At 45.4% G+C, this 15,364-nt stretch carries 11 protein-coding genes; 6 read left to right on the top strand and 5 right to left on the bottom strand.

Annotated features, from left to right (window positions below):
- Positions 1 to 110: 110 nt before the first annotated feature.
- Positions 111 to 4,577: an SslE/AcfD family lipoprotein zinc metalloprotease gene (locus L1D37_RS02120; RefSeq protein WP_239846699.1), complete on the top strand. Its 4,467-nt coding sequence runs from the start codon at positions 111 to 113 to the stop codon at positions 4,575 to 4,577.
- 143 nt (positions 4,578 to 4,720) lie between these two features.
- Entirely contained in the window at positions 4,721 to 5,044 is a 324-nt protein-coding gene (locus L1D37_RS02115) for a DOPA 4,5-dioxygenase family protein (protein ID WP_017632314.1), read from the top strand.
- A 107-nt stretch (positions 5,045 to 5,151) separates the two neighbouring features.
- Here the strand turns inward: L1D37_RS02115 and L1D37_RS02110 are convergent, their stop codons facing one another.
- The 5 genes from L1D37_RS02110 to L1D37_RS02090 all read right to left on the bottom strand — a co-directional run bounded on the left by L1D37_RS02110 (position 5,152) and on the right by L1D37_RS02090 (position 8,877).
- Positions 5,152 to 5,304, bottom strand: coding sequence for a hypothetical protein (locus L1D37_RS02110; protein WP_009844874.1), 153 nt, complete (start codon positions 5,302 to 5,304; stop codon positions 5,152 to 5,154).
- Positions 5,305 to 5,391: 87 nt separating this feature from the next.
- Positions 5,392 to 6,684 carry a HAMP domain-containing sensor histidine kinase gene (locus L1D37_RS02105; RefSeq protein WP_239846698.1) on the bottom strand — a complete coding sequence of 431 codons (1,293 nt, stop codon included), beginning with the start codon at positions 6,682 to 6,684 and terminating at the stop codon, positions 5,392 to 5,394.
- A complete protein-coding gene (locus L1D37_RS02100; protein WP_239846697.1) occupies positions 6,681 to 7,355 on the bottom strand; it encodes a response regulator transcription factor in 675 nt (224 codons plus the stop codon). The genes L1D37_RS02105 and L1D37_RS02100 overlap by 4 nt, the downstream gene beginning before the upstream one ends.
- A gap of 8 nt (positions 7,356 to 7,363) precedes the next feature.
- Entirely contained in the window at positions 7,364 to 8,275 is a 912-nt protein-coding gene (locus tag L1D37_RS02095) for a sterol desaturase family protein (protein WP_239846696.1), read from the bottom strand.
- Between the two features lie 11 nt (positions 8,276 to 8,286).
- Positions 8,287 to 8,877, bottom strand: a complete 591-nt coding sequence (locus L1D37_RS02090; protein ID WP_239846695.1) for a hypothetical protein — start codon at positions 8,875 to 8,877, stop codon at positions 8,287 to 8,289.
- 196 nt (positions 8,878 to 9,073) lie between these two features.
- Here L1D37_RS02090 and L1D37_RS02085 point away from each other — a divergent pair, with 196 nt between their 5' ends.
- From L1D37_RS02085 to L1D37_RS02070, 4 genes are read left to right on the top strand one after another with little or no spacing between them, the layout of a single operon-like run.
- Positions 9,074 to 9,961, top strand: coding sequence for an ABC transporter six-transmembrane domain-containing protein (locus L1D37_RS02085; protein WP_239846694.1), 888 nt, complete (start codon positions 9,074 to 9,076; stop codon positions 9,959 to 9,961).
- Entirely contained in the window at positions 9,951 to 11,126 is a 1,176-nt protein-coding gene (locus L1D37_RS02080; RefSeq protein ID WP_239846693.1) for an efflux RND transporter periplasmic adaptor subunit, read from the top strand. The genes L1D37_RS02085 and L1D37_RS02080 overlap by 11 nt, the downstream gene beginning before the upstream one ends.
- Positions 11,123 to 14,323 carry an efflux RND transporter permease subunit gene (locus L1D37_RS02075; protein ID WP_239846692.1) on the top strand — a complete coding sequence of 1,067 codons (3,201 nt, stop codon included), beginning with the start codon at positions 11,123 to 11,125 and terminating at the stop codon, positions 14,321 to 14,323. The genes L1D37_RS02080 and L1D37_RS02075 overlap by 4 nt, the downstream gene beginning before the upstream one ends.
- Positions 14,320 to 15,354 carry an AraC family transcriptional regulator gene (locus L1D37_RS02070; protein ID WP_239846691.1) on the top strand — a complete coding sequence of 345 codons (1,035 nt, stop codon included), beginning with the start codon at positions 14,320 to 14,322 and terminating at the stop codon, positions 15,352 to 15,354. The genes L1D37_RS02075 and L1D37_RS02070 overlap by 4 nt, the downstream gene beginning before the upstream one ends.
- Positions 15,355 to 15,364: the final 10 nt, after the last annotated feature.

The raw sequence follows: 15,364 nt of genomic DNA, 5'->3' as shown, positions 1-15,364 counted from the left end.
AATTATTTATGAGTAATGCTCTTTGTTGTGAGGATAAAAAACTATAGTCATCAAGATGGGCCAAATCTATAAAATAACCGTCCATTTAAAATTACGATTAACATCGCTCCATGAAAAAAAACATAATTGCGTTGGTCATTATATCCGCCGCACTTTCTGGGTGTAATGATGATTCACCAACCTACGGTGAGACCCCTGATGTCGTTCCCCCAACGGATCTATTACCTCCAACAGAGGTTATCCCCCCAACGGACATCCTACCGCCAACTGACATTATTCCTCCTACAGATATTGTCCCTCCAACGACTTACATTGGTTCGTTGATGTCGAGTGGAACGATAATATCGGGAGAGGTTTATTGTGATGGTATCAGCCTTGAAAGTGGCACATTCAGTGTTCAACAAGGCGTGAGTTTTAGCTGTACATTAGGCCATCTTAATTTAGGTGACTTTACCGCTCCTTTTCCTGACATTATAGAAAGATCGATTTCAAATGATGGCGTTCCCGCTACATTTGAGTTGACGCAATTACATGGAAAGAACGTCACCAAGGTTCTGCAATCCATTGATGTGTGCGAGACGGAAAGCGAGATATGCCTAAAAGAACTTGATGCCTTTGATATCGAGGATGTGTTCTCACAACTTGATGATCAAGATGCAGTCGATGCGTATTTTTCGTCAAAAGAAGAAGAATCTACCGATGAAGTTGGCAAGGCGCCGAGTTCACACGTAGATACAACCGTCGTTCCTGCTGTTGATCCTAATGCGGACAATAACCTTAACGCGGGCTTTGTTTCTGCAGATGCAGAGTCTACTTATGCTTACAAGCCAAGTGTTGAAGGAAAGGTATTAACGCGCAGTAAGCTAACAGACGAGAATGGTAAACCGATTTCCGGGGTCAGTTTCTTTTCAGCTAACGCGACAGGTGTGACTCATGAAGACGGGGGATTTGAGTACCTATGGGGCGACAGTATTGCTTTTGGTATCGATACGTTTGAGTTTGGTTATATCACTGGCAATCAGATCGCCTACAAATTGTCTGATGTGACCAATAATGTGGTTGAGAAAGCAAATATCCAATCTTTGATTGAACGTTATGCTGTTGATCATGATAGTCACTATGAGATCTCTGAAGAGGTTCAGGGTACGTTCTCAAAGTACCCGAATGTTATTAACGAACTGATTAATCTAACTCTGCCAAACGGTGGGGTAATAGAAGGTACTGACTATGAACTTCCTAATGAGTTTGTTGGTCAGTTTAGCCAAGGGTTAACCGCTGTAATCGATGAGGAGTTACGTCAAACACCTCTGTTTATGGATTATGTGCGCCAACCTGTGATGCTATCTATGGGTTCTGGCCATTATGTTACAGAGTCTCTGCAGCAAATATTCCATAACGTAACGACGTTCCATGTCTTTAACGACAATGGCAGCTTCTATGGTGCGACGGGTTATACTCGTGGTATGCGAGCTCTAAACATTTCGAACAGAGCCTTCCCTGTGATGATGCCGAGAGCTGACAGGAACCGAGAGATTCCTTTTGGAGAGCATCAAGCTTGGACTCGTGAAGGTAAACCTTACATTGCGGAACATCCTCAAATTGCAATGCAACCCATTCCTTTCGTTTCTGAAGATAACGCCACTTATGGTTTTCCATTCGTTACAGCAGGCGAGATCGGCAAGGGTAAGGTTGTGTTCATGGGTAATGGCTTATATCCAAGTATTCTGTCATGCCCGGAAAACTATTGGGCCAATCGCGCATTACATATCGACAGTAACAAACAACTGTGCACTGTTTCGACGTTCGAAAACCTCCAGCATGATGACCACGGCAGCATGAGGTTGTTTTTCTCGAACTTGTTTGAATGGTTCAACAATGGTTCTCCTATTGCGGGGATGAATGCAGTCACCAATATTGGCCAAGCTTATTCAGCTTATCACCATTCCACTATGGGTAAGCAGTACACCTTCTTTGTTAGTCCACAGTATGGTTTTGCATCGGTAGAAAAGCGTGGATCAGGTGAGTTTGATGGATTAGAAGCGACCACTACGCCAATTTTGATTCTTCAGGCATACCCGCCTAAGTTGATTCAAGATGGTATGACCAACCAATTCGTTGCTGACTTAGAAAATCCGAATTTAAACCAAGACGATATTACTGCGCTTATTAACTATGTTAATGAAGGTGGCAATATCTTGTTTATGGATGCGATTCAAACTACTAACCCTGAACCAATTGGACGCTTAGCGGATGCCGCTGGTGTTTCATTAGGTGGTGAGAACGTTACGCCAACGAATCAAGCTTTCTGTGGGAGTTCTTATTACTGCCAAGCGCCATATCCAAATCTTCATGTGAAGAGTGAAAAGGAAATGGTGGTACTAGAGCGCTTTGAAGATAACCAAGGGGAGCCTCCATTCACTGTCAATCAGGATGGTACAGTTGATTGGATCAAAGATGAGTCGAAGATTAAGTTTGAAATACCAACTTATGAAGTTCAAAAGCTAGACGAAGAAGGCAAAGCTGTTTTTGATAAGTCTGGTAAACCAGTCATGGTCACTAAACACGCACGTATTTTTGTTGAATCTGCTGAGGAGAGAGCAGCGGCCATCAAAGAACTGCAATCTGCATTTGCTGGGACTCCTCTTTGTAACAACGAATATGAGTACGAATTTAACTGTATTGAAACTCGTTCTGGAGACGGTGTTACTGTTCGTGGTGCTTATCATCGCGCAGACTTTGATCGCTATGAGGTGAGTGAAGCTGTTGTTGGTAGCATGGTTAAAGCCGCGAACTTGGGCACTAACTTTACTGCCCTTTATGAGCATGAAATTTACTATCGCACGAAAGGCACTCAGGGCAAGCGCCTGTCTAACAGTGAATTGAATCAAGCTTTCGACAACTTGTCTGTTTGGATGTGGAACGACAACGCTTATCGCTTTGAAAGCGATATACAAGATGAATTAGGCTTTAAGCAAGCTGTTCAATTCTTAAATTGTTATACCGATGGCCAACATCAAACAGATACAGTAGAAGCACAATGCCCTGTTGATCTTAAAGCTTCTTTGGTAGCCAATAACATGATCTATGGTGAAGGTGACTTAGTGGGGCAGTTAAACCCTAGTTACCCGTTGAACTATATGGAAAAGCCATTGACTCGTATCATGTTGGGGCGCTCTTTCTGGGATCATAATATTGTTGTTGATACGACAATGTACCCAGGTCGAACTACAGGTGCGTCTTCGTCAAGTTCAGTTCTTATCCAAACTGGTGGTAAGGGCGTAACGTATTCGGCTGGGAACAATCAATCGACAGGTTTATGGGCACCTCAGCTACAAGATGTGACGATTAGTAATGGTGTCGTTGCAACGATCACTGTGATGATGGCGGATGATCTTACAGGCAAGCCTAACCATGAAACCAGTTTGAAGCGCCCTCCACGTATGCAAACTAACTATGCGTACGATGGTTCGAACTTAACCTTCAAGGTTCCATATGGTGGCCTTATTTACATTCAACCGAAAGTAAAAGAGGTTGGTGAAGTCTCATTTATCGTTGATGGCGCGTTAAAAGCTGCTTGGTGGAAAGAGGGTGAGTGGATTAACTCTATTCAATCGGCAGAGGCTCCAATTGCGGAAGTCGACACGGGTTCATTTATCTATACCACGCCTGTTAAGAACATAGAATCCGCTGATTTGGTACAGTTTGCTTCGGACATGAATCGATTCGCTGACGCTGCAAGTGACTTCTACGGACGTGATGAGGTGCAAGATGATGGTTTACACCGTAGGTTCACTTATCCAGAATTGACCGCGTTCCGCCATCGTTTTGTGAATGATGTGCAAATTTCGATTGGTGCTGCTCACTCTGGCTACCCAGTGATGAATTCGAGTTTTAATGCAAACCGTACCTACATCCCAACTAACCCTGTGAATGATTGGTTACTGTGGCATGAAGTTGGTCATAACTTAGCATCTGCCCCTTTCTCAGCAGCGGGCAGTACTGAGGTGACGAACAACCTACTCGCACTTTATATGCAAGAGTTAGAGGGGCGTAACGAAAATCCAGAAATGGATCGTATTAAAACGGATATTAAGAAGGCACCAAAATGGCTAGAGCAAAACGATAGACATGCTTGGTCACATGGTGATGCTGGTTTACGTCTAGTTATGTTCGGGCAACTGAAAATCTGGGCAAAATCGAACTTTGCTATTGATGATTGGTATGGTCGTGGAGCTAGCCAATCTGCGGTTTACGGTGATGATGAAGGCTGGAATATGTTCAAGCTTATGCATCGTAAAGCACGAGGCGATAGAGAAGGTGACTCGAATACGAACTATTGTAGTGCTAGCGAAACTGGGCTTTCTGGTGGAGACCTGATGATGGTGTGTGCTTCTTATGTTTCGAACTATGACTTAAGTGACTTCTTTGAAGCTTGGAACGTAGGTGAAACCTCCATGACTAATGCTGATGGTTCAAAGTCTTACAGTGGAGGCATCAGCGAGAAAGGTCGTAGTTTGGTAGAGCAATTAAACTTGCCGAAACCAAAGGATAGTCCTTTGAAGGTCGACTCTATCTAAGAGGGACAACCATTGTTTAAACTGCTTATTGCTTGAATCAAACGCCACACTTCACTTTAGTGTGGCGTTTTTACAGCCATAAAAGAGATCTATGCGAAAAATCAGGTTAAACTGCGCGTATCATAATTCTAAAGGATGGTGCGATGTACCACGGTCATATCTATTTCCCTCTGCGCTTTGCAGAGCAGGCAGAAACACTGCGTCAGAAAATTCTATCGGAACGTAAAGATGTATTAGAGGTTTTTCCGCTAATCCAGCGTTTGGTTGGCCCACATAAAATGCCGATGTTTGAGATTCACTTTGCTAACAAAGAGTCGGGCATTGTTGAGTGGCTTGAGCAAGAGCGCGGTGATATGTCGGTGCTGATTCACCCAGTAACGGGTGGTGAAGAGACGCTGGATCACACAGTACGTGCGATTTGGCTTGGTCGTGAGCTAGGTGTGTTTGAAGAGACATTAAGTAGCTAATTTAATTCGCGCCCGACAGTTTTTAGCTAATCAACGTTTTTAACAAACATAGCTGCTGTCGGGTGTATCAAAGCTCACTAATTTTCGAGCTATTTCCTTTTTTATACCTAGCTTCTCCAGCTGTTTCCCAGCAACAAAGATACCGCTACCGACACACCTAAAGCGATTAAGATATTGGGTAAGTAAAGTCCCCAAATCGCGACACAAACCGCCACGGTTACCACAGCCCACAATAGTGTTTCTAAAATCCAAGTGCCCATAATATAACTCCTAACTAGATTGTGCGATTAGCATAACCAAGCCAAGGTAAACTTTTGGTCACCATCAACTAACCATTTAGAAAACCGCTACAGCATAACTTTAACGTTGAACTCATTGTTGTTGGTTTCATGAGTAAACTGCCAACCTTGGTTTTGACAAACGCGATCAATGAGCTCTAGGCCGATACCAAAAGAGGTTTGTTGTTCAGAGTTGTTTACCATGTTTTCATCTTCCAAGCGGTTGGTTACCTCAAACTGATGTTCTGTCAGTGTGATTCTGATATCTCCGCTACCGCCGTGTTGAAATGCATTTCGGATTAAGTTAGTCAGCACAACCTCAGTTAACTCGCGGGGAAGATTATGTTCTTCTTGAGAAACCTTGATTCGGATATCGACTTCTTTGTTTTTCAAAAGGTAACGTTGGCTTTCAATAATGCTGTCGAGTAGGGGAGCGAGCTTGATTTGCTCATAGTTGGTTTCCATCTCGTTATTGCGGCTCATCCACAGCAGAGTCGTCACTAAGGCTTTCATGTTGGTGGCTGAACGTTGGATTCTCGCGACGGCACGTTGGCCACTGTTAGGAATGCTTTCAGACAACCGAACCAACATATCGCCACTGGCTGAAATGGTGGCAATCGGTGTTCTTAGTTCGTGGCTTGCAGTTTTTAAGAAGAAGCTCTCACGCTCATTGGCTTGGCGCTCACCTTGTACGCTTTTAACCAGTTGAGAAGCCAACTTATCGATCTCTTTGTATCTAAACTGAGTCAGTCCTTCAGTGTTGTTCACATCAAGCGATTCAGACCATTTTGATAAGGTAATAATCGGTTTGGTGACTCGATGTATCAGCAGACGAATGATCAAAAATACCAAGAGTAAAAGAGCGCCAATGGCGATGAAGGCACTGTTTATTTGGTTCACAGATTCAGGTGGGTTGAGTTCGAATAGATTCAAGTAAATCGCTTCATCGTACTCAGAAATGATGTATAGCGATTCGTCTTTTCCAGAAATTTGATGTTTGGCTGCATAGAGGTATTGCCCCGACTCATTGCTAGATGACGCCGCGTAATGTTCATAAATAGCGTCGTTATCAAATGTATCCCAATCAAAAGTTTGTTGAAATTTAGCGGGCAGTTCCGAATAGGTTAGAAAGGCTTGGAATGTCGGATTTTGATAGTCTGGCAGTTGCCCGGTTTCGATGTAACGTTGCTCTGCGACTTCCAGTTCATACAAGAATCCATATTTTGCCGACTCATTAAGGCCAATATGATAACTCTGAGACACCATTAAGCTGTAGATGACCGTCAATAGCACGACAATGCCAAACAAGTAGAGGTAGATGTCGCGCTTAATACTGACTCGATTCATATTTGCCTGTTTCATGACTGCTCCTCATGTAAGACAACACCAATGCCATGAACGGTGTGAATTAGCTTTGAGTCAAAGGGCGTATCAACCACTTGGCGCAGTTTAAATAGGTGCGCTTTCATGCTGTCTGAGCTTGGCATCTCGTCTTCCCAGGCTTCTTCAAGCTTGGCTTTGCTCACCACATTGGGGCTGTTTCGAACTAACGTGACGAGCATTCGCCAGCATACTGGAGAGAGCTTCAATAGCTTGCCGTCTCTAATAGCTTGGTGCTTATCCAAGTCCAATTTGAGATCGGCTACAGACAAAGTCGTCACCGTACCTTGAGCACGACGAACCAGCGCCATCAATCTCATTTTGAGCTCTTCCATCGCAAAAGGTTTCACTAGGTAATCATCCGAACCGACCTCGAACCCTGCGATTTTGTCTTGTAATGTGTCTCTTGCCGTCAGCATGAGAATCGGAGTGGTCACGCCTTGCTGGCGAAGAGATTGGCAGACATCAAGCCCGTCCATTTTAGGCATGTTGATGTCCGTTAAGATGATGTCATAACGCCCCTCTAACGCAAGATTTAACCCGGCACTGCCATTGTAAGCAAAATCGAATTCGAAACCGTCGAGTTCCATATAGTCTGCAATGGCTTCTGCCAAGTCACTGTCGTCTTCAATCAACAGGGCGTTAATGCTCATAAGTGTCCTTACTTTGTTTCTCGTTCTCTTTTCCAAGCCCAGATAGGCGGCTGAATAAGAAGTTGTAGTCTGTAGTTCCAATTTGGCGCGTGCCATAACTGCTGGCACAGTTTAACGTAGCCGTGAAAATATACCTTAAATGGGTTCACAGAGTTGATTCTAGGGAACACACCGTATCTGACTTCTTCCTCTTCTTTGGCGAACGTACCGAACATACGATCCCAAATGATCAATATCCCAGCGTAGTTCTTATCCAGGTACTGTTTGTTGGTCGCGTGATGCACTCTGTGGTGTGAAGGCGTATTGAACACGGCTTCAACAGGGCGGGGCAGTCGCTTAACCGTTTCTGTGTGCAATAACGTTTGGTATAGCTGCACAAAGGTTTCACACATCAGCACGACAAACGGGTTAAAGCCGAGAAGAATTAACGGTAAGTGAAAGAAGAATGGGAAGAACCAATCCAAAGGCCCAAACCTGTAAGCCACTGAGATATTAAAGTAAGGCGAGCTGTGGTGAACTGAGTGTGTTCCCCAAGCTAAACCATTACTGTGCAAGAATCTGTGTTCCCAGTAATACGCTAGATCGGCCAAGATCAAGCAACCAAGAATTGTCCAACCAGATATCGGCAGTTGAGTTAGGCTGAAATTCTCGTAGGCGTAAACAAACGCACCCACATAAGCTAACCCGACAAAGAAAACGGTAACCAATAAGAAGAGCAAGGTGACTAAGTTGGTCGCGCTGTCTCCCAACATGTTCCAACTTAGCTTTTTCTTAAAGGCATAGCGGATAAGCTCAAAGATGAACAGAGCCAGAGCAAGCAGTAGAAAGTTATCATCAACCCAAGTCTCGGTCAGGATGACGCTTGTTTCGGTGAATGTTTGAGAGAGAAAGTTCCCAATGCTATCCATAGTGAAATCCATAACTAAATCCTTTACTGACCATTCTTATAATAGACGTATAACTCGCTAGAATCTGGCAACCCATGCTGATTCAGTTGGTGGTGTTCGATAACCATATCTACCTGTTTTAAGACTGCAATACCTTCCCAAGCCAGCGCTAGCTCCTGCTCAGTATGCCCGCCTTGGTTCAGTAACAAAGTGCCTTCAGACTTGCTTGGAACCTTAATTAAGGTGCTGTTTTTATTTGATGTTGATTGCTGAGTCGGGAAACCAATCGTGACTGTAGCCTTGCTGAAGTCTGAGCTGATGTCTTGATAGATCACGATGACTTTCTGTTGCTCTGCGATCTCCTCATCATTGGCTTCTAGGTTTTGGTAGAAATCGACCCACAACTCTGGAACGTCTTCCAAAGGAATGGTTTTGCTTAAGCCTTGCAGGTAAGTCGCGTTTGCAGTCGCCTGTGGTTTTACTTCTGATGATTGTTTCTTTGAGGGCTTGTTCGTTGATGACTCAGTTATTGGCTGCTCAGTCGATGCATCCGCAATCGCAGGCTGAATATGTAATAGCCCCCAGACAACGCCAGTAATCCCGACTGTCGTGAGTAATGAAGCGAATAATTTCATGCTCTTTCCTTGTTGTTCATTTTTCTTATCAAGGACAGTAAAGGAGTCGAGGTAAACAAAAGGTAACCGAGTGAGCTTTTTAGTTGGCCAACAGCGAATCGGGACACAGCCTATTATTTCTAATACAGCAATTTGGGACACTTTTTTCCATGCCGAATTGGTAATACTGACGCCATATTCATTTATGGGCTCAATAATGCTATTTAAACATCCCATCTCTCTGCTAACGATTATTCGGCTGAATCCATTAAAGGTCGCTGCGACTTGGTTAATGGTTCTGGCTGAAAACGTGATGCTTATTCTGTTGCCACTGTTTATTGGTTACGCTATCGACGGCGTGTTAAACCAAAGCTTTCAGCCTTTGATGATGCTGGCTGCGATTCTTTTTGTGCTGGTGATCATCAGTGTTGTTCGTCGTTTTTACGATACCCGTGTATATGGTGCGATTCGTGTAAAACTGGCGAATATCGTTGAGCGCAATCTGCGCGGTTTATCTATTTCGGCCAAAGACGCGCGACTCACCATGTCGCGTGAACTGGTTGATTTCTTAGAAGACGATTTACCTGCTTTGATGACGGCTGTGGTTCAGCTTGTTGCGACTGTGGTGATTCTCTCCACATTCCATTTCTCATTGGCGCTTTGCATGTTGTTTGCCGGGCTGTCGATGCTCGCGATTTATGGTGTGTTCCACCGAACCTTTACTCGGCTTAACGGCCAATTTAACGATCAAGTTGAACAGCAGGTTCAGTTACTGAGCGGTGTTCGCTTGTCAGCGCTTCGTTGGCACTTTGAGCGACTAAAACAGTGTGAAATCAAACTCTCAGACACCGAAGCGATTGTCTACGGGCTGATCTTTACCGTGTTGTTTGGCGCGGTAGTGGGCAATTTGTGGATGGTGAGTCAGCTTATCGAGCCAACCGCAGGCCAAGTATTCTCTATCGTTACCTACTCACTGGAGTTTGTTGAAACCGCAGTGATGCTACCAATTACGCTGCAAACCCTTTCTCGTCTTACTGAAATCAGTCAGCGACTTAACCACACCTCCGTCCAACAGGCTACCAAGGAGATGCCTTATGAAGTTTAAAAAGCCACAGTCTGTATTAGTCGGTTGTGCGGCTATCTTTGTTGCCTTGATTGTTGTCGATGAATTGGAACCCGAGGCAGCCGAACCAGTGAAGAAACAAGCGGTAATGGCGCCCGTTTCTGTGTTGGAGGTGACACCCTCGCAGCAAGAATCGACGTTAACGGTATTAGGCTTAACCGCTGCTCGTTGGCCAATTCAGCTGAAAGCGTCGAGTAGCGCGCAATTGAAATGGTTAGATGAAAGCATTGAACCGGGAAATTTAGTCAAAAACGGTGATGTGTTAGCAAGGCTAGATACCAGCGCCGTTGATGCTAACTTGGCGCAAGCATTGGGAGCGCTAAAGCAAGCGAAGCTCGAATTGAAACAAGCTCAACATGAACAGACCGTCGCGCTCAAAATGCTCAACCCAAAAACAAGCTCGTCTTTTGCGCGCAGAGAGCCTCAAGTGCTCGCAGCGAAAGCCAACCTGCAACAAGCCAAACAAGCTTACGTAAGTGCGAAGAAGCTAGTGGAAGAGTCAGTTATCACCGCGCCTTTTGATGCGGTAGTCATGAAGCGCCACATTAGCCCTAGAGAGTGGGTAGAGGCTGGGCAAGTGACCTTTGAGTTAGCTGCCAGTGATTCGATTGATATCGAGCTGCCGATCTCTGAAATGCATTGGCAACAAGTGCAAGCTGCTTTGGTTAAGCCAAGTATTCGTGTCGTGAGTCGTTCTGGGAATCAATGGCCAGCGAAGGTGCGTTATGTATCGCCGGAAGTGGATTCGGTGACTCGTCAAAGGCAAGTGGTGCTCTCGGTTGAAAATCCTTACCAAGACAAACCAAGGCTTTTCCCTAATCAGCAGGTTCAAGCCGTGGTTAATTTAGGTCTAAAAGATGATGTGGTAAGCGTACCTCTGAGTGCGATGACACGAGATGGATACGTTTGGACGTTAGACACAGAAGACCGTTTACGAAAAGAGTCGGTAACGCTTATTGGGCAAGGCAGCCAAGAGCTTGATATTCGTTTTAATGATCAAAGTGAAAAGGCTCGCCGCGTGGTGCAATATCCGCTTTCTTCGATGCTAATTGGTAAACAGGTCGCGCCTAGATTCAATGACGTTCATTCTGAAGCCATACTCGCCGGCAAATCTGATGCAACACAGATGAAGGAATCAAGCCAATGAGTTGGATGACAAAATGGTTTATTAATAACCCAGTCGCTGCCAATTTGTTGATGATGGCGATTGTTATTAGTGGTGTGTTGGCGTTTGGGCAATTGCGTGTCGAGTCGTTTCCACAAATCGCACCGTCATCAATCAGCATTACTGTGGCTTATCCTGGCGGCACCGCGCAACAGATCGATGAGAGTGTGACGCAACGAATCGAAGAGTCGATCAGCGGCATTGCTGGCATCAAACAGATCACCAGTCAATCGAGTGCTGGCATCAAACAGATCACCAGTCAATCGAGTGCTGGCGTGTCTAGAGTCGTGGTACGTAAAACCAGCAGTACAGATTTAGACAAGTTGTTGGATGACATTCGTAATCAAGTTAACGCTATTAACGGCTTTCCTGCGCAAGCAGAAAGGCCGCAAGTGGTGCGTAATGAATTTACCAATTTAGCTGCGTTTGTGGTGGTGTCAGGGCCAAGAACCGATGACGAATTACAACCTATTGCCAAGCAACTTGAACAAGCGTTAAAGAAGAACCCTCAAATATCAAAGGTATCAAACTGGGGAACTCGAACGCCTCAGTTGGTCATCGAGCCAGACCCTGATCAACTCAAAGCGCTGGGGCTGAGCTTGGAAGACCTCGCGAGGCTTGTAGAGCAGCGTTCGCTTGAGTCTCGCAGCGGTGAGCTTATCAGTGACAAAGGTCGAATGGTGATTCGGGGTGACGGTTACGCCGATGATTTGCAGAAGCTCAATCAGCTTGTGGTTATCTCTGGAAGCAACGGAAAAATACACTTGGGAGACATCGCCAAGCTGACCCGTGGTTACCAATACAGCGGCTCTATCGTGCGTAACAACGGTTCCAATGCCATTGCTTTATTGGTCAGTACTAGCCAAACCGACAATCTGCTTAAAGTCAGTGAAGCGATCAGCGAAACACTGGAAGCACAACGTGCGATTTTGCCGTCGGATATTGAGCTAAATACCATGGCTGACATGGCACCTTACATTGAAGAGCAGCTGTTTCGTTTGAGTGAAAACGCATGGCAAGGTTTGCTAATTGTGCTGATTTTACTCGGGATATTTCTTGAGGTTAGGCTCGCGTTTTGGGTCGCGATGGGGATTCCGATAGCGCTGACAGGGACCCTTGCAGCAATGAAGTGGTTTAACTACAGCATCAACGACATCACCTTGTTTGGATTTATCTTGGTGCTCGGTGTGCTGGTGGATGATGCAGTTGTCGTCGGGGAAGCAATACATGAAAAACGAACAGGTAACGGCAGTAGCTCTGGGAATTTAAATATAAACGGCCCCTCTAATATAAACGGAAAAACAGCCGCTTGGCAGGGCGTTCATTCCGTTTCGGTGGCGACCGTGTTTGGCGTGCTAACGACCATTGCGGCGTTCTCTCCAATGCTCTGGATTAACAATGAGTTAGCTAAGGTGCTAGCCGGGTTTTCGGCTGTGGTGATCTTCGCTTTGATCTTCTCGCTTATTGAGAGCAAATTTATTCTACCGTCACACTTGGCTCAGCTTTCAGTGAAAAAGCCATCGACCAGTATTTTTGCCAAGGTTCAGAATGCCGCCCAAGGCGGGTTGCAGTGGTTTAATCTCAATATCTACAAGCCAATATTGGAGTTTGCACTTGGCTACAAACTAGCGTCTTTGCTTGGGTTCGTGGCGGTTATCTCGCTGGCTTATGGTATGTGGTCAAACGGTGCAATTCGCAGTGCATTGTTCCCTGAAATTCCGGGGCGTTACATCACTGCGGTTATTGAATTAGAAGATGGTGCGCCGTTGCCACTGCAGCGCCAAGCTTTGCTGCAAGTAGAGAACGCGATGACACAGGTGGAAAAAGGCTTAATGGAAGATTATCTCTTGCAAGAAAAGCCCGTGGTGAATCTACTCGCGTGGTCTGATGGTTATGGTGAAATTGAAGTCACTGCCGAGCTTACCAATGAATCTTTAAGCCTATTGCCGGGTAACTTACTGTTGAAGCGATGGCGCGAAAGCACTGGGGAAATCGAAGGGGCTTACTCGGTGAAATTCAGCGCAGCAGAGGAACCTGCTGGTGGCACATTCTTAACGATCTCTTCCAACGATCGTGAGCTGGCTTCTCGTGTCAGTGATCAGCTAGCAGATGTTTTAGCGTCCTTAAAAGGCGTTTCAGATGTTTACGATGATGGTCAGGACGGTTTACCGCAAGTTCGTTTGGTGTTGAATCAATATGGTCAGCAACTAGGGTTAACTCAAGCCACACTAGCGCAGCTTGCCGGAGAAGCGTTTGGTGAAAGAGAAGTTCATCGTCTATTAGAAAATGGGCAAGAGACCACGGTGCTGCTGCAATACCCAAGGGATGAGCGCAGAACCTTAGCGCAGCTAGAACAAGCCATCATCATGTTGCCGAACGGTGGCAGTGTGATGATGGGAGATATTTCTGAATTTCGTCATGAGCAAGAACCACAAGTGGTTTATCGCCGCGACCGAGAGCAAGTGATTAACCTCTATTGGAAGCAAAACCGTGACCTACAATCACCAGAGAAAACACGTGAGCAACTTGAAGATACGATTGAATCTCTGCAGCAACAATATCCAAGCGTAACCATCAAAGCGGGCGGTGAGTTTGAAGAGATAGGGGAGGTGTCGGATAGCTTTAAATCGGCAATGATTCTGACGTTGCTGATGATCTACATCTTGTTGGCTGTGCCTCTGAAATCCTACTGGCAGCCAATGATCATCATGGCCGTGATACCGTTTGGATTCGCAGGTGCTATTTTTGGTCACTACTTAATGGATTTGCCAATCAGCATTCTCTCAATGTTTGGCATGATGGCCATGACGGGTATCGTGATCAACGACTCGTTGGTGCTGATCACTCGCTTTAATGCTGAATATCGACAAGGTGTGCCATTACAGAAAGCGTTAGTGATTGCAGGTACTAGCCGTTTGAGAGCGATCTTCTTAACCACGATTACCACTGTGTGCGGGCTGTTGCCATTGCTAAGTGAAACTGCGGAACAAGCACAATACTTAAAGCCTGCGGCGGTCTCACTGGTGTTTGGTGAACTGTTTGCTACTGCGGTAACGCTAATTTTGATCCCCGTGCTGCTTGGCCTGTTTTGCCGCAAGCCGCCTCAAGTTGAAAATCTAATTGCACGAGAACTACATGAACAAGATGCATTAGAAGAACTCACTTTGGAGCGCTCGTGATTGATTTTATAAAGGACAAAGACGATAGTGAAGCCAAGCGACCGAATCCAATCAAGTCGACAGAGACAAGAGCTTCTATGCCTGAGAACAAAGACCGTATGACGCAACAGAGTAAACCTGACTATCAATCAGTGCCTGGTTTTAAGTTGGTGCCTGAGATTGCGTTAGTGGAATCTTTACCAGAGCACCTCCAAAAACGTTTTAGCCATGCGCTTACTTTGATGCATGAAGAGTGGGGTGAACGTCGTACTTGGGAAGAGATAGCAACGGAGAGCGCAATTTCTCCTTATCACTTTCATCGTCAATTTACTGAACTGTTCAATGAAACACCGGGGCAGTATTTGAGTCGCGTTCGATTACAAATCGCAGTGGGTTTGTTGATTAATGATGAGCCGTGGAGCGTGATTGAAATTGCTCAGTATTGTGGCTTCTCATCGTCACAGTCTTTAGGTAAGGCGCTTAAACGTGAATTAGGGGTGACGGCAAAACATATTCGAGACATGGGCTACAACGCGACACCTAAGGAGACCGCGGATTTCATTCAGAGATTGGCGCATCCGGGGGTGCAGTCTTCGATGGAACAAGAATTGGTTAAGTCAATGCCGACCGAGCTGGTTTGGTATCCAGAACGCGGTATGCAGAAGCTTAAACTAGACGACCCAGATTGGGATACGGTGTTTGAGATGTATGGTCAGAAATCGACACAACTCATGGGCACTACACCAATAAAGCAGATGAGAAACAAGTGGGACGACATCGATGCTGAAATCGGTAATTGGCAAGTCGCCAGAGACCGTTACGACAAGATCGTTCCAGAAGGTTACTACTTATGTAGCGATGTTTATCTGGTTTCAGATGTGGCTTATAGCACAGCCTTGGAAGCGCTCTTTAATGCGGTTAAGCAGCAAGGTTTACAGTTGGATGTGAATGGCTATTTGGTGGAGATGATTCGCCACATAGATGATGACGATGTGGAAGGAGTGACTTTCTCTTTCCAGCTACCTGTTTTGACTGTTCCGGACCACGAATAATAAAAAAGGC

The sequence above is a fragment of the Vibrio sp. Isolate33 genome, assembly GCF_022397895.1.
GTDB lineage: Bacteria > Pseudomonadota > Gammaproteobacteria > Enterobacterales > Vibrionaceae > Vibrio > Vibrio pomeroyi.
The sequence above is the reverse complement of the archived record's forward strand: the minus strand, read 5'-3'. Positions and strand labels throughout refer to the sequence as shown.